Origin of the sequence: Thermus brevis (assembly GCF_026427635.1) — a bacterium.
Classification (GTDB): domain Bacteria; phylum Deinococcota; class Deinococci; order Deinococcales; family Thermaceae; genus Thermus; species Thermus antranikianii.
In genome coordinates, this window is the sequence record NZ_CP102606.1 from 54916 (window position 1) to 71960 (window position 17045).

Consider the following 17045-nt stretch of genomic DNA (forward strand, 5'->3'; position numbering starts at 1 on the left):
CTCCATGATAGTTGCTAGGTAAGGGTATGCCCAGGCGTTTACTTCTTCCCCTTTTTCTCGTCTTTGCCACGGTGCTCCTGGGTACACTGGGTTTTTACTTACTCTGGAAGGACCAAGGCGCAACCTGGCTGGATGCCCTCTACATGACCTTCATCACCATCACCACCATCGGCTACGAGGAGGTATACCCTTTAGACAGCACCGGGCGCATCCTTGCCATGCTGGTAGCCTCGGTGGGCGTGGGCAGCCTTTTCTATCTCTTTAGCGTGATCATGGACACGGTCGTTAGCCTTCGCCTGGAAGGAACTTGGAGGCAAAGGGAAATGAATCGGATCAGCAACCATGTCATTGTGGTGGGGCTTGGGCGTGTGGGGCGGCAAGCGGCTTTGGAACTGAAGGCCTCCGGGATTCCCGTGGTGGCCTTGGACCCGAGCGAAAACGCCCACCAGTTTGCCCAGGAAAACCACATCCTCCTTTTCAACAAGGATGGAACCGAGGATCAGTCCCTGATCGAAGCGGGGATCCTCCGCGCCAAGGGCCTCATCGCCACCACCAGCAACGACGCCACTAACCTGCTGGTGGTGCTCAGCGCCCGAACCTTAAAGCCGGACCTCTTTATCGTGGCACGGGCCAGCGACGAAAGTGCCATCCCCAAGCTCCTTAAGGCAGGCGCCAACCGCGCCATCAGCCCCTATGCCATCGGAGGGCGTCGGCTGGCCCATCTCATCCTTTCCCCACGGGTGGTGGATTTTTTTGAAACCGTCCTGACCGGCAAGGAAAGCTTCAGCTTGGAGGAAATCCTGATCCAGAAGGGAAGTCCCCTTGATGGCCTTGCTTTAGGGGAACTCCAGGCTCGAGGCTGCCAGGCCAGCGTCCTGGCGGTGTTTCGGGGAGCCGAGCCGCTGCCTCGGCCTCCTTTAGACTTCCGCCTACTGGCCCATGACCGCATCCTGGCTCTGGGCACCACCCAACAGCTGGAGCAACTGGAAAAGCTGGCCTCTGCGGTATCCTCTGAACCATGAGGCTCTTCACCCCCGAGGCCATGCGGGAAGCCGACCAGAAGGCGGTGGAAATGGGCCACCCCTCCCTTCTCCTCATGGAGTGGGCGGGGATGAAGGCAGCCCGGGTCTACCAGGAGCTTTTCGGTCACCGCCCCGCCGTGGTTCTCGCCGGCAAGGGGAATAACGGTGGGGACGGGCTGGTGTTGGCCCGGCACCTCCACCTGGCTGGGGTACCGGTACGGGTTTTTGCCGCCGAAGGCCAGGGCGGGGATGCCCTTTTGGCCCGAAGGGCCCTCGAGGCCCAAAGCCTGGAGATCCGCCCCCTCGAGGAAGCCATCTGGAACCGGGAGGAAGTGCTGGTGGATGCCCTCTTCGGTACCGGGTTGAAAGGCCCTTTAGAGGGTTTCCATGCGGGTTTGGTGGAACGGATGAACACCTCCGGGCTTCCTACTTTGGCCCTGGACCTGCCCTCGGGGCTTCCCTTTACCCCCCATGTGCGGGCTGCGGCCACCGTGGCCTTCGCCGCCTTCAAAACACCTCATCTCCTCCACCGGGAAGCCTGCGGGAGGCTCTTCCTGGCGGACATCGGCCTGCCCAAAGTCCTCTTGGAACGGGAGGATCTTCCCGAGATCGCCACGCCGGAAGGGCTTCTGCCCCTCCTGCCCAAGCGGCCCCTCACGGCCCACAAGGGAAGCGTGGGCCGGGTGGGGGTTTTGGGAGGCTATCGGGGGGAGGGGCTTCGCTACGCCGGGGCCCCGGTGCTTTCCGCCCTGGGAGCCTACCGCATGGGGGCGGGGTTGGTGCATCTGGTGGCTCCTGAAGGCACTCCCTTGGAGCCCCTCGAGGCGGTCTTCCACCCCGTCCAGGCTCCTGCCTTGCCGTCCATGCGGGTGGAGGCCCTGGCGGTGGGGATGGGAGGAGGGCCTTGGGGCCGGGAATGGGCCCTAAAAGCCCTGGAAGCCCGGCTGCCCACGGTGCTGGACGCCGACGCCCTGCACTTGGAGGTCCTCGAGGCCTACCGCAAGGCGGGTGTACCCACCGTCCTCACTCCCCATTTGGGAGAAGCGGGAAGGCTTTTGGGGATGCCCCCGGAAGAGGTAGCCAAGGATCCCCTGCAGGCCGCCCGGACCCTGGCGGAACGCACGGGGCTCACCGTGGTCCTCAAAGGGAACCCCACCGTGGTGGCCCAGGGAAGCCGCCTTTCCGTGAACCCCACTGGCAACCCCGCCCTGGCCACCGGGGGAACGGGGGATGTGCTCTCCGGGGCCATCGCTGCCCTTTTGGCGGCGGGCCTTTCCCCCTTTGACGCCGCCCGGCTTGGGGTCTACCTCCACGGCCTGGCAGGGGACCTTTTGGCCCAGGAAAAAGGCGTGGGCCTCCTGGCCAGGGAGGTAGCGGAGGCCCTGCCCAAGGCGCGGAAGGTGCTTTCCGAAAGCTCCATCCCCCCGTGGCGCACGGTCTAACCCCCAAAGATCCCGCATCCTTCCCTACTCCTTGAGAGGGCAGGCCCTGAAGGCCATGAGAACGGGCTAACCCATCTCCCCTTCCCGCCCGATCCAGCAGAAACCCCCTGGTATGCTGATGTGAGGTTTGGCGCTTATGAAATCCTTTCCGCGCCTCTACGTCCCCGCCACCCTGGCCAACCTGGGCTCGGGGTTTGACGCTTTAGGGGTGGCCTTGGACCTCTACCTGGAGGTGGAGGCCGAGCCCGCCCGGGAGGACACCTTTCTCTACCAAGGGGAGGGCCAGGTGGAGGGCAAGGACAACCTGATCCACCAGGGTTACCGGGCAGGGATGCGGGCTTTAGGCCTGCATCCTGAACCCCTCCTCATCCGGGCCTTCAACCCCATCCCCCTGGCCCGGGGAATGGGAAGCTCTTCCGCCGCCTTGGTGGCTGGGGTAGCGTTGGCAAACCAGTACTCCGGGGGAAAGCTGGGACGCGAAGGGGTTTTCCAGGTGGCCGCCAGCTTGGAAGGCCACCCCGACAATGTGGCTCCGGCGGTTTACGGGGGGTTCGTGGCCGCCCTGGCCGATCCTCCCCTGGCCATCCCCCTTCCCAGGCCCCAAGGGGTCTACTTTGTATTGGCCGTACCCCCTTACGAAGTGCCCACCCCCCTGGCCCGGGCGGCCTTGCCCGAGAAGGTTCCCTTAAAGGATGCGGTGTTCAATCTGGCCCGCAGTGCCCTTTGGCCTGCTGCCCTCTACTCAGGAAGGCTCGAGGCCCTACGGGAAGCCTGCCGGGATCGCCTCCACCAGCCCCACCGCGCCCACTTGATGCCGGGGATGCTGGAGGCCATAGAAGCTGTCCTCGAGGCGGGAGCCCTGGCAGCCTTTGTGGGGGGAGCGGGTCCCACCGTGGCCGCCTTGTCCCGGGAGGATGAGCTGGAGGAGGTGGCGAAGGCCCTGGAGGGCTACCGGGGCGAGGGGCGTACCCTAATCTTGGGTATAGGGGAGGGATACTTCTGGAAGGAAACCTGAACGCCATCCCTCTTGTGGAGCTTTTGGAGCTGATCCACGGCCACCGGCGCTCCGGAGTCCTGGAGCTCTCCGTGGGCTCCCTGCCCCTTTCCCTGCGCTTCGCCGGGGGGGAGGTGGTGGGGGCGGCCATCCTGGACTGGGAAGGCCTCGAGGCCCTCTTCAGCTTCCCCCTGCATCCCCAGGAAGGGGTTTTCCGCTTCGGGGTAACCCCGCCCGCCGCGGACAAACCCCTCATGCCCTTCTCCGCCCTCTTAGGGGAGTGGGCCCGGGTCAACGACGAGTGGGACCGGTTCCGCACCCTGGTGGACTCGCCCAGCCGGGTCCTGGAGGCCATCCGGCCCAAGCCTCCCTACGAGGTCTTCCAGGGGGGGAGAAGCGTCCGGGCGGCCGCCAAGACCTGGCAGGTTCCCCTCCTCATCGCCATGGAACGGGCCTACATGGGGGTAAGGGAAGGGGACCTTTACCCCCTTCGCCGCTATGCCTGGTACGCCCTAAGGATCAAGTACCAGGGAAGGAAGGGTAAGACCCTGGAGGAGTTCGGCCAGCTTCAGGCCCTCCTGGACGGCACCCGCAACCTAGGGGAAGTGATCGCCTCGGGGGTGCCCATCGGCCTGGTGCGCCGGTACCTGGTGCAGGCCCTAGCCTCAGGGGAACTCGCCCCCCCGGGCCGGGGATGGCTCCTGAGGGACCTCACCTGGGAGATGGAAAAAGAGGAGAGCGCCTAGAGGAAACCCCCTAGGCCCTCGGCCTCCAAGGATCCTACCCCCCTGGCTTCGCCCAAGGGGGTGGTCCTACTTCTTCTTGCGCGGACGGTACTTGCCGTAGGTGCCCCGCCAGATCTTGCCCCTACGGGTGCGACGGTCGCCCTTACCCATGCCCTCCCTCCTAGGCGCTCACCGCAGAGAGGTACTTCTGCACCTTGCGCATAAGGCGCGACTTCCTCCGAGAAGCGGCGTTCTTGTGCAGGGTGGACCCCTTGGCCGCCTTATCGATCAGGCTTTGCGCCATGCGCATGATCTTCAAGGCTTCCTCGGCCTTGCCCTCCTGGGCCAGAAGCACGGCCTTCTTGCTCAAGGTCTTGATGGCCGACTTCTTGGCCTTGTTGCGAAGCCTGCGCTTCAAAGACTGCCGGTGCCGCTTCAGAGCGGAAAGGTTCCTCTTGGGCTTCTTCTGCGCCATCGTTCTCCCCTCGTGCCCCTTAGGGGCAGACCAGGCCTAAGTGTAGCATACCCCGCCTCAAGGGGCAAACTTGGTGGTGACCCAGTCGTAGCGCACCCGGCCCTTGGCTCCTTGAAGCTGGAAGCGGAGGAGGTACTCCCCGGGGCTTGCGGGAAACCGCGCCTCCTCCTGGAAGCTCCCCGAGTAGACCCTCTCCCCCACCACGCGCCCGTCCCGGAGAAGGGCCACGTAAAGCCGCCCCTCCTCGAGGTCCCCGGACACCTTGACCTTCACCGCATCGTAAAGGCCGCTCACCCGGATGGGGTACTGGGCCTCCCCGGTGTACTTCCAGTAGAAGACCGGCAGGAAGGGTGGGTAGCCCACGGCCAGGCCATACCGCTCCGCATACCAGTAAAGGCCAAGGGCCAGGAGGGCCAAAAGAAGCAGGGTCCGCATTGCCTTAAGTATACTTGGGCTCATGGCAGGCGCCGACACCAAGCCTTCTCCGGAAGAAGCCTTGGCCCTCCTCAAGCGGGGGGCCGAGGAGATCATCCCCGAGGAGGAACTCCTCCTAAAACTAAAGGAGGGCCGTCCGCTGGTGGTCAAGCTGGGAGCCGACCCCACCCGGCCCGACCTGCACCTGGGGCATGCGGTGGTCCTGAGGAAGATGCGCCAGTTCCAGGAGCTTGGGCACAAGGTGGTGCTCATCATCGGGGACTTCACGGGCATGATCGGGGATCCCTCGGGGCGGAGCAAGACCCGGCCTCCCCTGACCCTCGAGGAAACCCGGGAAAACGCCAGGACCTACGTGGAGCAGGCGGGGAAGATCCTCAGGCAGGAGCCCCACCTCTTTGAGCTCCGCTACAACTCCGAGTGGCTGGAAGGACTCACCTTCAAGGAGGTGGTGCGCCTCACCTCCCTCATGACCGTGGCCCAGATGCTGGAGAGGGAGGACTTCAAGAAGCGCTACGAGGAGGGCATCCCCATCTCCTTGCACGAGTTCCTCTACCCCTTCGCCCAGGCCTACGACTCCGTGGCCATCCGTGCGGACATCGAGATGGGGGGCACGGACCAGAAGTTCAACCTCCTGGTGGGCCGGGAGGTGCAACGGGCCTACGGCCAACCCCCCCAGGTGGCCTTCCTCATGCCCCTTTTGGTGGGCCTGGACGGGCGGGAGAAGATGAGCAAAAGCCTGGACAACTACATCGGGGTGGCGGAGCCCCCCGAGGTGATGTTCAAGAAGCTCATGTGGGTGCCCGACGCCCTTCTGGAAAGCTACTTCCGCCTCCTCACCGACCTGGAGGAGGCCGAGATCCAAACCCTTCTAAAGGCGGGGCCCGTCCCCGCCCACCGGGTCCTGGCCCGCCTCCTCACCGCCGCCTACGCCCTCCCCACCATCCCTGCCCGCATCGACCGGGCCTTTTACGAAAGCCTTGGCTACAGCTTTGAAGCCCTGGGCAAGGACAAGGAAGCCGGGCCGGAAGCCGTGCGCCAGGCGGAGGCCCGCTACGACCAGGTGGCCAAGGGAGCCATTCCCGAGAACATCCCCGAGGTGGTCATCCCCGCTTCCGAGCTCAAGGAGGGGCGCATCTGGGTGGCGAGGCTTTTCACCCTGGCAGGCCTCACCCCTTCCAACGCCGAGGCCCGAAGGCTCATCCAGAACCGGGGCCTCAGGCTGGATGGGGAGCTTATAGAGGATGCGGGCCTCGAGGTGGACCTCTCCCGCCCCCGCATACTCCAGCGGGGGAAGGACCGCTTCGTGCGGGTGCGGCTGGGAGAATAGGCCTTCTGGACCCGGCGCCTCCTAGCGCACCTCCCGTCCCTCCCCTTGCCCAACCAGGAGACAGCAGCCCCTCCAAAATCCAAAATGGGGGTCGGTGGACCCACCAAAGCGGGCAGCTGGAGCGCACCCGGCGAGGTTGGATTGGCAGGCCGTCTGCATCCCCCCTTATCGCCCCACGCTTTTTAGCGCCCAAAGCCCCGTGGGGATAAGGAGCACCCCAAGGGCTAAGGCCGCGCGTACGGGGGTCAAGGGATTCTGGCCAATGCCCCCCGCCACGAGGGTGCCCAGGAAACCTCCCAGGAGCAAGAGGGCATTGGCCCCGGCTACGGTGCGGCCCAGGAGGGCGGGGGGAGCCAGGCGCTGGCGAAGGGAGGCCAGGTGCACGGCTCCCAAGGCCAGGCCCACCCCATGGACCAAGACGCCGAGGACCAGAAAGGGAAAGGGGAGAAGGATCAAAGCCAGGCCCAAAAGCCTCAAACCAAGGGCGGCCATAACTCCAGGGACACTCCCCATCCGCCCGGACAAAAGGTAGCCAAGCGTTTCCCCAAGGCTCCAGGCGGCGGGAACCAAACCGTAAAGTGCCTCCGGCGTCCCCTGGGCTAGGGCCACACGGGGAAGCTGGGCCATGGCCAGGCCGGTGAGGAATACCAAAAAGAGGTTAAAGGCGATAAGGGGGAGCTGGCGAGGATCCCGCAGGAGGTGGGCCAGCCCGCCCAGGAAGAGGGATGCCATCCCTCCCTTTTGGGAGGTCTGCGGAGGGGAGGCCGGGGGGAGGGGGCGCAGGAGGAGGACTCCGAGGAGCTAGAGGCCAGCGGCCAGCACAAAGCTGGCCTTCTGGCCCGCAAGGGTCAGCAAGGAGGGCCCAATCAGGTCCCCCAAGAGGTCGGCCACGCCCCGGTAGGTCCGGAGCCGGCCCATTTCCCCTTCCAGACGCTCCGCAAAGCGGCGGGTCAGGAGGGTGTCCCATGCGGAGAGCTGGAGAGCGCTCAGGGAAAGGGCCAGGTAGGCGAGGAGGAGGAGAAGGGGCAGGGAGGCCAGAAGGCCCATCCCCAGGAAGAGAAAAGCCGGGAGGAGGGCGCCAAGGAGCAGAAGGCGCCGGGCATCCCATAGGTCCAAAAGGGCCCCCGCCACCAGGCGGGCGGGGAAGGTGAGGTAGCCCAAGGCCAGGAACCAGGACATGACCCAGGGATCGTCCGCCCGGGCCAGAAGAAGGGCTAAAGCGGCAAACGCCTGGCTAAAAGCCAAGGTCCCCAACGCCTCCCCCGCAAGAGGAAGGCGAGGAAGAAAACCTAAAGAAGCCAGGGAAAATCTTTTGCCCATTTTCCAATCATGCCGCCTAACTTTAGCCAACATTGTGAGGCCCTTCCACGGGCCGATCCAGGGCCTAGGGCCCCGCCCAAGGTTGCAGCGGGCATCGGGGGCTGTGTAGGAAACCTTTCAGCTACCCTCTGGCGCAGGCCAAGGCCTCCTTGGAAAGGCTATTGGCGAGAAAGGTGACCACTAGGGATTTTCCCTAGGCCCAGAAGGAATCGGGTGCTGGGTTTTGCCCGAAGCTGCCAGGTCCCCACCGAGGAGCCCTCGGGCTAAAACAGGGGCCTTCACCGCATTTGCTTTCCCACAAAGGGCACCAGAACCAAAAGGAGGATTCCCATGAGAGCAAAGGGCAGGGGAAGGCTCACTGTTGCCAGCACACCGCCCAGGATGGGCCCTAGAGGAGCCAATATGCCGCTGAGAAAGGTAAATCCCCCACTCACCCTACCCCGGAGTTCGAAAGGCGCTTCCCCAAGCCGTATCGCCCCAGCTACCACGAAGAAAGCCAGGGCACCAAGGCCCAAGAGGAAGGCTCCCACGGCCACCAGACCCCAATGCATGGGCCAAGCCATGAAGAAACATCCGGCGCTCCCCACCAGGAGGGCCGTGCGGAGCATCCTTCCTCTCCCCATCCTTGCGGTGAGCTCGCCGCCCAAAAGGCTTCCCGAGAAGCTTCCTCCCCCAAGAAAGAGAGAGGCTACTCCGTATACAAATGGGGTCTGTTCCAAGACCCTTAGGATGAGGAAGGGTATGAGGCTCACCACCAAGGCAAAGGAAAAGGTGTACAGGATTTCTGCTATAAGGACCCTACGCAAGGAAGGGGCTTGCCAGAGAAAGCGAAGCCCCGAAAGAACCTCACCCCTGTTGAAAGAAGGCCGCATGGCGCGCAGCTTTCCCCGGGGGAGTCCCAAGTAGAGGAGGCTCGCTAGGGAGAAAGCAGCAAAGGCCAGGAACGGGGGCAACCAGGGCGACCGCGTAAGGAGGAAACCCGCCAGAGGATCCTTGAGGGAATCAACGGCGATATGAACAGCTCCCACCCGGCCCCGGGCTCTTTCCAGTTCCTCCTTGCGCACCATGTCGGCTAGGAGGGCAGCCGTTCCCAGACCCACCAAGGTGGAGAGAAGAAAGAAGGGTGCGGCGAGGACAAGGAGGAAGGGCATCCCCAAAAGGAGGCCCAGGGCGAGGAGGGCTTGGAGGAGCACGGCGACCACCAGGAGTCTTCCCCGTTCCCAGCGATCCACCACCGCGCCCAGGGGCAGGGCTAGGAGGTTTGCCAGCCGGGCCATGGTGAAGGGCAAGGTGGCCTGCCATGGAGCAGGGCTTTGCAAGGCAGCCATGGCGAACAAGGGAAGGGCAAAAAGACCCTCTCCTAAGGTTCTTAGGGCTTCCGCTGCCAAAAGGGAAAAGGGAAGGGTTTTCATTTGCGGGAGAAACACCTGAGGGCCAAGGTCTTCCCCTATGGAGGAGCAGGAAAAAGATGGCTGAGGAAGGGCATCGCCTCCTCCCCTTAGCCCCCGTCGGTTCCAGCCCAGACTCCCCCTAAGGCTTCCATGCAAGTCCCTAGGAACCCTCCATGGGCCTCAGGGGCACCTCGTGCCCGGTGGCGTAGAGGGTATCCCCTTCCGCCTCGAGGCGCAAACGGGGCAGGGGATAGCGGGGGGGCCCGTACACCGCCTTCCCCCCAAGGAGGGGGTCAAAGGCCCCAAAGTGGCAGGGGCAGCCCAAAAAGGGCCTCTCAAAGCGCACATTGTAGAGGATAGAGGCCGCCTCGGGATCGGGCACATAGTTCACGGTGCACCCCTGGTGGGTGCAGATGCGGCTTAAGGCCAGGTAGTGTTCCTCCCCCAGGGAAAGCCCTCCCAAAACAGGCTCGGGCAGGCGGAGGAGGAAGGCCTTCAAGGGCCCTAAGGGCAAGGGGTACTCAAAGGGCTTCGCCTGCCACACGGCAAGCTCCCCCCGCCGGGCCACCGCCACCTTCGGCCCCTCCTTCCACACGGGCTCTCCTACCCCGGGCCTTGGGCGGAAGCGGAGGTTATAGGTGCGCACCCCAAGCCAGAGGAAAAACCCCCCGGCCACCGCCACCGGGATGTAGAAGACAAGGTCCCGCCGCCTCATAGGCCGGATAGGTAGTCCAGAAGGGCCTTCAGCTCCCCCTCGCCTAAGGGCACCGCCGGCATCTGGCCCCGGCCCTTGAGCACGATCTCCCTCACCGCCTCCGGGGCTTTCAGGATGGGGTTTCCCTTAAGCCTAGGCCCCACTCCCCCCTGGGCCTCGGCTCCGTGGCAGGCGGCACAGCGGGCCTGGTAGACCGTTTTCCCGTCCGTTCCCCCCTGGGCCTGGGCGCGGGCCATGGCGATGAGGCCCTCCACCCTTTCCCTAGCCTCCCCGCCCACCTCCAGGTACTTTTCCCAGGCGGCGATGGCCTCCTTAGCCTGGCCCTTCTGGAAGTAAATGTTACCGAGGAAAAGCCAGCCCTCCGCGGCCTTGGGGTCAGCGTGCTGGGCGATCTCCAAGAACATCTGGGCCTCCTCCAGCCGCCCCCCCATGAAGAGGAGGATCCCCACCCGGCGCACGGCCTCGATGTTGGTGGGATCCTTCTTAAGCACCTCCAGGTAGGCCTCCGCCGCCTGGTCAAAGGCCTGGAGCTCATAGGCCCGCCTTCCCCAGGCCAGGAGGTCCGCCACCTCCCCGGTGCGCCTGGCCTTGTCCTGAAGCGCCTTAAGTTCCCGGGCTTCGGCCCGGGCGGTCACCGTGGTTTCCCCGGGAAGCCTGGGCAGGGTGTAGCGCCAAAGCCCCACCCCCAGCAGGACCACCACCCCCAGGGCCAGGGCCACGGGCCAGGGATTGAAGGGGCGAGGCTTGGGGGGGCGCCAACCGTCCAAGGCCCGTTCCAGCTCCACCATCCGGGCCATGGCCAACTTCCTCTCCTCCCCCTCCAGGCTCTTCACCTCCTCCTTCAGGACCTCGAGCTCCTTGAGAAGCTCCTCCCGCCGGGGAGGCTCGGGGAAGGGTTCCCGGGGCCCCCGAAGAGGCCTTAAAGCCAAGTAGAGACCAAGAAAAAATAGAGCCAGAAAGATAAGGGTGGCCATCATGCGGGAGGCTCCTTAAGCCGGCGCTCCGCCTCCTCCAGAAGCTCAGGAGGCAGGGGTTTCTTGGGCCGGAAGTAGGCGAAGAGCCCCAAGCCCAAAAGGACCAGACCCAAAACCGGCAACACCCAGACCCAAAGGGTCACTCCCCGCCTGGGAGGCTCGTAGAGGATCCACTCCCCGTACCGATCCACGAAGAAGGCCTTGATCTCCTCCTCCGTTTTCCCCTCCTTGAGCATTTCGGCGATGAGGCGGCGCATCTCCACCGCCACCCCGGAGTTGCTCTCCGCCGCCGACTCCCCCTGGCACACGGGGCAACGAAGCTCCCGGGCGATGGCGAAGACCTCGGGGGAGAGATCGGGGGGCGGGGAGGCTGGGTTTTCCTGGGCCCAAGCCCCTAGGGCCAGGAAGAACAAAAGCGCCCAAACCCTCATGGCAACACCTCCTTCAGGTATTGCTCCAAGGTGGCCTGGTCGATGGCCCCGGCGTGGCGGACCACCACCCGGCCCTCCCGGTCGATAACGAAGGTTTCCGGGACCCCGTACATCCCGTAGTCCACCCCCACCCGGCCCCTGGGGTCAAAGACCTGGGGAAAGGTGAGGCCAAACTGCTCTATGAAGCGCAACGCATCCCCCTCCTTGTCCTGGGTGTTGATGCCCACAAAAAGCACCCGGTCCTTATACCGGCGCCAGGTGGCCTCGAGGACCGGAGCCTCCTCGTAGCAGGCAGGGTAGCACCAGCTGGCCCAGAAGTTGAGCACGATGGGCTTCCCACCGAGATGGTCGGAAAGCTTGAAGGTTTCCCCCCACTCCTTTTGGTAAGGAGGAAGCACGGGCAGGGTGAAGTCCGGGGCCGGACGGCGCTCCTTGGCCAGCACCGAGGGAAGCTCCTTGGGGTTTCGCTGCATTCCCCAGTAGAAAAGCCCCCCCAGGGCCAAGACCACAAGGAGCCATAGCCAGCTCCTCAAGGTGTTCCCTGCGGGAAACCTCACGCTGGGCTCACCCCCTTAAGCTCCTCCCGCCCCGCCGCCGGCCAAAGGATGTACAGGGTTCCCAGGGCCAGAAGCCCCCCCGCCACCCACATCCAGAAGACCAAGGGGGTAACGATAAGGCGGATGGAAGCCCACTCTCCCTTCTCCCGGTCAAAGTCCATGAGGAGGAAGTAGTAGTCGTTGCCCGGGGTGTAGACCACCTTGGGGGCCGGCAAGGGGGAGTTCATCTGCGGGTAGAAGTGAAGCCTCGGACGCACCTCCCCGAAGCGGTCCGTGCGCAAGGAAGCCTCCACGGCAAACCGCCTCCCCTCGTCCAAGGCCCGCACCCCCAGGAACTCCATGCGCACTCCGCCCACCTCCCAGGCCTGCCCCCGGTAGAGGGTCTTCTCGCTCTCCAGACGGTAGGTCTGGCTGAAGGCGATGCCGAGGCCCATGAGGGCCACGGCGAAGTGGACCAACAGGCTTCCCACCCGCCTGCGGTTTTCCAAAAACCCCCAGGGGGAAAGCCCCGCCCTAAGGCGGGCCAGCACCCCCTCCCGCACCAGGAGAAGGATGGCGGCGGTGTTGTAGAGGAAAAGCCCCACCGCCAAGGAAGCCCCGAAGGTGTAGCCCCGAAGAAGCCCAAGCAGGGTACCCAGGAGAAGGACAGCCAGGAGCATGTAGAGGTTTCGGAAAACCTCCGCCCTAGGCCTCCGCCAGGGCAAAATGGGCCCCACCCCCATGAGGAGGAGGATGCCCACCCCGATGGGCACGGAAGCCTGGTTAAAGAAGGGGGCCCCCACGCTCACCTTGGCCCCAGTGAAGGCCTCAGCCAGCAAAGGATAGAAGGTGCCAAGCACCACCACCAAAGCCCATCCGGCGAAGAAAAAGGCCCCGAGGAGAAGGGCCCCTTCCCGGGAAAGGAGCCGGAAAACCGCGGTGTCCCGCACCTCCCGGCTGACCCGGGAAAGAAGGCCAAGACCCAAGCCAGTAACCAGGAGGAAGAAGCCCAGGAAGGCAGGCCCCACCGGCCCCTCGGCGAAGGCGTGCACCGACTGGATCACCCCGCTTCGGGTGAGGAAGGTACCCAGCACCGTGGCGGCGAAGGCCAGGGTGACAAAGGCGAAGTTCCAGGCCTTAAAGGCCCCCCGGGTCTCCTGGACGATGGCGGTGTGCAAAAAGGCGGTGGACAACAGCCAGGGGATGAAGCTGGCGTTTTCCACCGGGTCCCAGGCCCAGTACCCACCCCAGCCCAGGACCTCGTAGCTCCACCACATCCCCGCTACCTTCCCGGCGGTGAGGAAACCCCAGGCGATCAGGGTCCACCACCGGGTCTCCCCCACCCAGGTCTGGTAGCGGCGCACCACCATGGCCGCCACCGCATAGGCGAAGGGTACGCTCAGGCCCACGAAGCCCAGGTACATGAGGACCGGGTGGACGGCCATCATCCAATGGTTCTGCAAGAGGGGGTTGGGTCCAGTGCCATCCGCTGGCGGGTTGGGGAGGGTTTGGAAGGGGCTGGCGATGGTGGCCATCACCCCGAAGAAGAAGACCTGAACCCCAAAGAGGACCGCCAGGACCAAGGCGGCCCGCCAGGGGTCCAGGGGTTTGCGGCTGGCCAAAAGGGTGTAGAGGGTTTGCAGCAGGCCCCAAAGGAGGATGCTCCCCTCGAGGGCCGCCCAGGGAGTCACCAGGGTAACCCAGAGGGGGCCATGGGTGGAGTGGTTGCGGGCCACATAGGCCAGGCTGAAGTCGTGGGTGAGAAGGGCCCATTCCAGGGCCAAGAAGGCCGTCAAGGCCGCCAGGAAGGCGGGAAGGACCAAGGCCTTGGCCCCTTTCAGGAAGCGCCCGTCCCCCTGGTGGTAGGCGAGGAGGGAAAGGGCCAGGCCCAGAAGGCTAAAGGCCAAGGCCAGGCTGACGCCCAGGTTGCCCAGCAGAGCAGGGGTCATTTGGCCTCCTCAATGAGCTTGCGCACTTCCTCCGGAGTCCAGCCCGCCTTGGGGGCCTGGTAGGCCTCGGAGTGTTTCACCAGGAGGTTGGTGCCGTGGAAGACCCCTTCCCGGAAGCGGCCCTCCACCACCACCCCCTGCCCCTCCTTGAACATGCCCGGCGGCGTGCCCTTGTGCACCACGGGCACCTCCGCCACCCCATCGGTGAGGATAAAGCGAAGCTCCAGCTTATCCTTGTCGTAGTGCACCGTGCCCTGCTTGACCAAGCCCCCCAGGCGTACGGGACGGTTCTGGTAGCGCCCCTGGTCCTGCAGGTACTCGGAGGGGGTGAGGAAGTAGACCAGGTTCTGCCCCAGGCCGCCGAAGATGAGGTAGGCCAAGGCCCCCAGGATGACCCCGAGTCCGATCAGGTACTTGGCCCTCATTTCGCCCTCCGGTAGCGCCAGAAGAGGTAGGCCAGGTAGCCGAAGACCGTGAGGTAGGTGAGGGCGTAGACCCAGGTGACGAAGACCTCGCTCACGCCTCCTCCTTCCTGGCCTCCAAAGCGGCCAACAGGGAGCGGAAGCGCACGAAGCCCAGGTAGAGGAGGGTGAAGACGAAAAGGTTGAAGAGGAGGGCCTGGAGCATGGCGGGGTCCATGTGGATCTTCCCCGTGGTGAGGTCGATGGACTGGGTTTGGTGCAGGCTCCGCCACCACTTCACCGACATGTAGCTGATGGGCACGTTGATGAAGCCTAAGATACCCACCGCCGCCGCCGCTTTCCGCCTGAGCTCGGGGTCCTCTATGGCCCCTCTAAGGAGGAAGTACCCCACGTAAACGGCGAAGAGGATGGCGGTGGTGGTGAGCCTGGGCTCCCAGGTCCAGTAGACCCCCCAGGTGGGCCGGGCCCAGAGCATCCCCGTCACCAGGGCGAGCCCCATGAAAACCAGGCCGATCTCGGCGCTTGAGCTGGCCACCCGGTCGTGGCGGGGATCCTGGTGGAAGAGGTAGAGGAGGGAGTAGAGGAAGGTGACGAAGAAGGCCAGATAGCCAAGCCAGGCCCCGGGCACGTGCAGGTACATGATGCGGGCCAGATACCCCTGGTTCACGTCGGGGGGAGCGGAAAGGGCCAGGTAGAGCCCCACGGGGAGGAGCAGAAGCCCCAACCCCAGGAAAACCCAGGTGAGGGCGTCCGGGCGGTCGGGTTGCGCAACCTTCAGCATGCCTGTACCTCCATGACCCCTAGCATAGCCAAGGGAAGGGTTAAAAATCTGTGGCCTCCATACCGCCAAACCTAACCTTCCATAACCACCGGGAAAAGGAGGGCGCTGGCGGTGAGGTAGACCACATCAAAGACCAAAAGAAGCTGCCACCAATCGGAGATCTCCGCCACGGGAAGGCCCTCTGCCAGGCCCGTGGTGGCCCGCACCGAGGCCAGGACCACGGGGACCACCAAGGAGAAGAGGAGCAGGGGCAAAAGCACCTCCCGTCCCCGGAGCCGGGCCAGGAGGCCGGCGTAAAAGGTGGCCACGCTGGCGTAGCCCAAGACCCCCAGGACCAGGGTCAGGAAGAGGGGGAAAAGGCGCTCCAGGGGCAGGTAGAAGAGGCCCGCCGCCATCAAAAGGGCAAGGGCAGCCAGGGGCAGGAGAAGAAGCATCTGGAAAAGAAGCTTGCCGAAGTAGATCCACTCCTTGCCCCCGGGAGCCAGGAGGAGGTCGTCCAAGGTGCCCTCCTCCACCTCGAGGGCAAAGGCCCGGGTGGAAAGCAGGGTGCTCCCGAAGGCCAAGGCCACCCAAAGCACCCCGGGGGCAGCCCGGCGCAAGGGCTCCTCCTCCGGCCCCAAAGCCAAGGCCATGATGAAGAGCATCACCGCAAAAAAGGCCAGGATGGAAAGAAGCCCCGCGCGGTCGCGCACCTCGAGGCGAAGATCCCTTAAGGCCAGCAAAACCACCCGGCGCACCACCCCTACCCTACCCTGCCCGGCAGCCTCGGGCCACCCTTCCACGGGAAGCTTCATGCCACCCCCAGCTCCAGGGTGCGGTCCGCCACCCGCTCGGCCAGGGTGCGGTCGTGGGTGGCCAGCACCACCCCCGCCTTCTTCCGGGCCTCGGCCAAGGTGGAAAGAAGAAGCTCCCTCCCCCCTTTGTCCAGGGCGGTCTCGGGCTCGTCCAATAGCCAGATGTCGGGGAAGAGAAGGGTAAGCCGGGCTAAGGCGAGCCTCTTCTTCATGCCGCTGGAGAAGGCGTAAAGGGGAAGGTCCCCGGGCAGTCCAAAGCGATCCAGGGCTTCTGCAGGTTCTTTACCCTGGTGGTGGAAGGCCAGGTCGTAAAGGAGGTGCTCCCGGGCGGTAAGGTGGCGGTGGAAGGCCGGGGGATTGGCTAGGAAAAGAGCCTTGCCCGCCCGTTCCACCTGCCCCCGGGTGGGCTTGAGAAGCCCGGCCATGAGGCGCAAGAGGGTGGTCTTCCCCGAGCCGTTGGGCCCCAAGAGGGCCACCACTTCCCCCCGCTCCAGGGTAAAGGAAAGGTCCCGGACCACCCAGTCCCGGCCGAAGCGCTTGGAGATCCCCTGCAAGCGAAGCAACATGCCTATACCAGTTTAGGGGTATCCTCGAGGGCCATTCGTCCCTCTTAGAGGAAAAGACCCCCGAGGTTCTCTCACCCCTACAGGTTCTTCTGCAGCCACTCCGGCGTAATCCGGAGGAAAAAAGAGTTCAGGGCGGTGTAGGTCCCTGTGAGAAGCAAAACCCCCACCACAAGGAGCACCACCCCCGCCAGCAACTCCACGTAGTGGGAAAGCCGCCCGGCTCGCCTCAGCCACCCCTTAAGCCGGTCGGCGAAAAGGGCCACCAGCAAAAAGGGCACCGCCAGGCCCAGGATATAGGCCAAAAGAAGCCCCACCCCGCCCCCCACCGCCGTCAGGGTAAGAATGGCTCCCAGGATGGGCCCGATGCAAGGGGTCCAGCCCAAGCCCAGGCTGGCTCCCAGGAGCAGGGCCCCCAAGGGACGCCCCGTCTCCCCCTCGTAGCGGAGGTTTACCCCCCACCTGGGCCTCAGGCCTAGCATGTACAGGCCGAAGAGGATCAGGATCACCCCCCCCACCCGGGCCAGGGTTTGGCGGTGCTCAAACAGAAGTCCGCCCACCAGGGTAAAGGGCAAACCCAGGAGGAAAAAAACCACCCCGAAGCCCAGCACAAAGAAAAGGGCGTTGAAAAGGGGGCGCCCCCGCTCTCCCCCCAGGTAGAAAAGGTAAGTGGGCACTAGGGGAAGAACGCAAGGGGAGAGAAAGGAGAGCACCCCCGCCAAAAAAGCTGCCGCCAAGGAAACGCTCAT

Annotated in this window: 21 protein-coding genes; 5 read left to right on the forward strand and 16 right to left on the reverse strand. The window is 64.7% G+C overall.

Annotated elements, in window-relative coordinates:
* Nucleotides 1-26 precede the first annotated feature (26 nt).
* The 4 genes from KQ693_RS00295 (at nt 27) to KQ693_RS00310 (ending at nt 4204) form a co-directional block, all read left to right on the forward strand.
* Nucleotides 27-1022, forward strand: a complete 996-nt coding sequence (locus tag KQ693_RS00295; RefSeq protein WP_267261577.1) for a potassium channel family protein — start codon at nt 27-29, stop codon at nt 1020-1022.
* Entirely contained in the window at nt 1019-2464 is a 1446-nt protein-coding gene (locus KQ693_RS00300) for an NAD(P)H-hydrate dehydratase (RefSeq protein ID WP_267261578.1), read from the forward strand. The genes KQ693_RS00295 and KQ693_RS00300 overlap by 4 nt, the downstream gene beginning before the upstream one ends.
* 136 nt (nt 2465-2600) lie before the next feature.
* Nucleotides 2601-3479, forward strand: a complete 879-nt coding sequence (gene thrB, locus KQ693_RS00305; protein WP_267261579.1) for a homoserine kinase — start codon at nt 2601-2603, stop codon at nt 3477-3479.
* Nucleotides 3464-4204 carry a DUF4388 domain-containing protein gene (locus KQ693_RS00310; RefSeq protein ID WP_267262391.1) on the forward strand — a complete coding sequence of 247 codons (741 nt, stop codon included), beginning with the start codon at nt 3464-3466 and terminating at the stop codon, nt 4202-4204. The genes thrB and KQ693_RS00310 overlap by 16 nt, the downstream gene beginning before the upstream one ends.
* A 66-nt stretch (nt 4205-4270) precedes the next feature.
* Here KQ693_RS00310 and KQ693_RS00315 read toward each other — a convergent pair whose 3' ends face one another.
* The 3 genes from KQ693_RS00315 to KQ693_RS00325 are packed head-to-tail and all read right to left on the reverse strand — an operon-like array spanning nt 4271 to nt 5093.
* The gene (locus tag KQ693_RS00315) at nt 4271-4354 is read right to left on the reverse strand and encodes a 30S ribosomal protein THX (RefSeq protein WP_008632889.1); all 84 of its coding nucleotides are present in this window, start codon (nt 4352-4354) and stop codon (nt 4271-4273) included.
* Nucleotides 4355-4364: 10 nt separating this feature from the next.
* A complete protein-coding gene (rpsT, locus tag KQ693_RS00320; protein ID WP_015717955.1) occupies nt 4365-4658 on the reverse strand; it encodes a 30S ribosomal protein S20 in 294 nt (97 codons plus the stop codon).
* Between the two features lie 57 nt (nt 4659-4715).
* Nucleotides 4716-5093, reverse strand: coding sequence for a hypothetical protein (locus KQ693_RS00325; RefSeq protein WP_267261580.1), 378 nt, complete (start codon nt 5091-5093; stop codon nt 4716-4718).
* 22 nt (nt 5094-5115) lie between these two features.
* Here KQ693_RS00325 and tyrS point away from each other — a divergent pair, with 22 nt between their 5' ends.
* The gene (tyrS, locus tag KQ693_RS00330; protein ID WP_267261581.1) at nt 5116-6420 is read left to right on the forward strand and encodes a tyrosine--tRNA ligase; all 1305 of its coding nucleotides are present in this window, start codon (nt 5116-5118) and stop codon (nt 6418-6420) included.
* Between the two features lie 165 nt (nt 6421-6585).
* Here tyrS and KQ693_RS00335 read toward each other — a convergent pair whose 3' ends face one another.
* The 13 genes from KQ693_RS00335 to ccdA form a co-directional block, all read right to left on the reverse strand.
* Complete coding sequence (locus tag KQ693_RS00335; protein ID WP_267261582.1) at nt 6586-7152, reverse strand: MFS transporter; 567 nt, start codon at nt 7150-7152, stop codon at nt 6586-6588.
* Nucleotides 7153-7221: 69 nt separating this feature from the next.
* Nucleotides 7222-7674: a hypothetical protein gene (locus tag KQ693_RS00340; protein ID WP_267261583.1), complete on the reverse strand. Its 453-nt coding sequence runs from the start codon at nt 7672-7674 to the stop codon at nt 7222-7224.
* Nucleotides 7675-8018: 344 nt separating this feature from the next.
* Nucleotides 8019-9152 (reverse strand): MFS transporter, encoded by a 1134-nt coding sequence (locus tag KQ693_RS00345; protein WP_267261584.1) that lies wholly within the window; start codon nt 9150-9152, stop codon nt 8019-8021.
* A 139-nt stretch (nt 9153-9291) separates the two neighbouring features.
* Nucleotides 9292-9846 (reverse strand): Rieske 2Fe-2S domain-containing protein, encoded by a 555-nt coding sequence (locus tag KQ693_RS00350; protein ID WP_219760121.1) that lies wholly within the window; start codon nt 9844-9846, stop codon nt 9292-9294.
* On the reverse strand, nt 9843-10823 hold the full coding sequence (locus tag KQ693_RS00355; protein ID WP_267261585.1) for a c-type cytochrome: 981 nt from the start codon (nt 10821-10823) through the stop codon (nt 9843-9845). Before KQ693_RS00355 ends, KQ693_RS00350 begins: the two co-directional genes overlap by 4 nt.
* Nucleotides 10820-11251 (reverse strand): cytochrome c-type biogenesis protein, encoded by a 432-nt coding sequence (locus tag KQ693_RS00360; RefSeq protein ID WP_267261586.1) that lies wholly within the window; start codon nt 11249-11251, stop codon nt 10820-10822. The genes KQ693_RS00355 and KQ693_RS00360 overlap by 4 nt, the downstream gene beginning before the upstream one ends.
* Nucleotides 11248-11784 carry a TlpA family protein disulfide reductase gene (locus KQ693_RS00365; protein ID WP_267262392.1) on the reverse strand — a complete coding sequence of 179 codons (537 nt, stop codon included), beginning with the start codon at nt 11782-11784 and terminating at the stop codon, nt 11248-11250. The genes KQ693_RS00360 and KQ693_RS00365 overlap by 4 nt, the downstream gene beginning before the upstream one ends.
* Before the next feature lie 20 nt (nt 11785-11804).
* A complete protein-coding gene (locus KQ693_RS00370; protein ID WP_267261587.1) occupies nt 11805-13736 on the reverse strand; it encodes a heme lyase CcmF/NrfE family subunit in 1932 nt (643 codons plus the stop codon).
* Nucleotides 13733-14161, reverse strand: coding sequence for a cytochrome c maturation protein CcmE (gene ccmE, locus KQ693_RS00375; protein WP_267261588.1), 429 nt, complete (start codon nt 14159-14161; stop codon nt 13733-13735). The genes KQ693_RS00370 and ccmE overlap by 4 nt, the downstream gene beginning before the upstream one ends.
* Before the next feature lie 91 nt (nt 14162-14252).
* Nucleotides 14253-14939 (reverse strand): cytochrome c biogenesis protein CcsA, encoded by a 687-nt coding sequence (gene ccsA / locus KQ693_RS00380; protein ID WP_267261589.1) that lies wholly within the window; start codon nt 14937-14939, stop codon nt 14253-14255.
* Between the two features lie 71 nt (nt 14940-15010).
* The gene (locus KQ693_RS00385; protein WP_051909133.1) at nt 15011-15733 is read right to left on the reverse strand and encodes a heme exporter protein CcmB; all 723 of its coding nucleotides are present in this window, start codon (nt 15731-15733) and stop codon (nt 15011-15013) included.
* Nucleotides 15730-16299: an ABC transporter ATP-binding protein gene (locus tag KQ693_RS00390; RefSeq protein ID WP_267261590.1), complete on the reverse strand. Its 570-nt coding sequence runs from the start codon at nt 16297-16299 to the stop codon at nt 15730-15732. The genes KQ693_RS00385 and KQ693_RS00390 overlap by 4 nt, the downstream gene beginning before the upstream one ends.
* Nucleotides 16300-16376: 77 nt before the next feature.
* Nucleotides 16377-17045, reverse strand: coding sequence for a cytochrome c biogenesis protein CcdA (gene ccdA, locus KQ693_RS00395; RefSeq protein WP_219760108.1), 669 nt, complete (start codon nt 17043-17045; stop codon nt 16377-16379).

Excerpts from the sequence above, each read along its gene's own strand:
- KQ693_RS00295 (WP_267261577.1), top strand. The coding sequence starts at position 27 with ATGCCCAGGCGTTTACTTCTTCCCCTTTTTCTCGTCTTTGCCACGGTG.
- KQ693_RS00300 (WP_267261578.1), top strand. The coding sequence starts at position 1,019 with ATGAGGCTCTTCACCCCCGAGGCCATGCGGGAAGCCGACCAGAAGGCG.
- thrB (WP_267261579.1), top strand. The coding sequence starts at position 2,601 with ATGAAATCCTTTCCGCGCCTCTACGTCCCCGCCACCCTGGCCAACCTG.
- KQ693_RS00315 (WP_008632889.1), bottom strand. The coding sequence starts at position 4,354 with ATGGGTAAGGGCGACCGTCGCACCCGTAGGGGCAAGATCTGGCGGGGC.
- rpsT (WP_015717955.1), bottom strand. The coding sequence starts at position 4,658 with ATGGCGCAGAAGAAGCCCAAGAGGAACCTTTCCGCTCTGAAGCGGCAC.
- KQ693_RS00325 (WP_267261580.1), bottom strand. The coding sequence starts at position 5,093 with ATGCGGACCCTGCTTCTTTTGGCCCTCCTGGCCCTTGGCCTTTACTGG.
- tyrS (WP_267261581.1), top strand. The coding sequence starts at position 5,116 with ATGGCAGGCGCCGACACCAAGCCTTCTCCGGAAGAAGCCTTGGCCCTC.
- KQ693_RS00335 (WP_267261582.1), bottom strand. The coding sequence starts at position 7,152 with ATGGCATCCCTCTTCCTGGGCGGGCTGGCCCACCTCCTGCGGGATCCT.
- KQ693_RS00345 (WP_267261584.1), bottom strand. The coding sequence starts at position 9,152 with ATGAAAACCCTTCCCTTTTCCCTTTTGGCAGCGGAAGCCCTAAGAACC.
- KQ693_RS00350 (WP_219760121.1), bottom strand. The coding sequence starts at position 9,846 with ATGAGGCGGCGGGACCTTGTCTTCTACATCCCGGTGGCGGTGGCCGGG.
- KQ693_RS00355 (WP_267261585.1), bottom strand. The coding sequence starts at position 10,823 with ATGATGGCCACCCTTATCTTTCTGGCTCTATTTTTTCTTGGTCTCTAC.
- KQ693_RS00360 (WP_267261586.1), bottom strand. The coding sequence starts at position 11,251 with ATGAGGGTTTGGGCGCTTTTGTTCTTCCTGGCCCTAGGGGCTTGGGCC.
- KQ693_RS00370 (WP_267261587.1), bottom strand. The coding sequence starts at position 13,736 with ATGACCCCTGCTCTGCTGGGCAACCTGGGCGTCAGCCTGGCCTTGGCC.
- ccmE (WP_267261588.1), bottom strand. The coding sequence starts at position 14,161 with ATGAGGGCCAAGTACCTGATCGGACTCGGGGTCATCCTGGGGGCCTTG.
- ccsA (WP_267261589.1), bottom strand. The coding sequence starts at position 14,939 with ATGCTGAAGGTTGCGCAACCCGACCGCCCGGACGCCCTCACCTGGGTT.
- KQ693_RS00385 (WP_051909133.1), bottom strand. The coding sequence starts at position 15,733 with ATGAAGCTTCCCGTGGAAGGGTGGCCCGAGGCTGCCGGGCAGGGTAGG.
- KQ693_RS00390 (WP_267261590.1), bottom strand. The coding sequence starts at position 16,299 with ATGTTGCTTCGCTTGCAGGGGATCTCCAAGCGCTTCGGCCGGGACTGG.
- ccdA (WP_219760108.1), bottom strand. The coding sequence starts at position 17,045 with ATGAGCGTTTCCTTGGCGGCAGCTTTTTTGGCGGGGGTGCTCTCCTTT.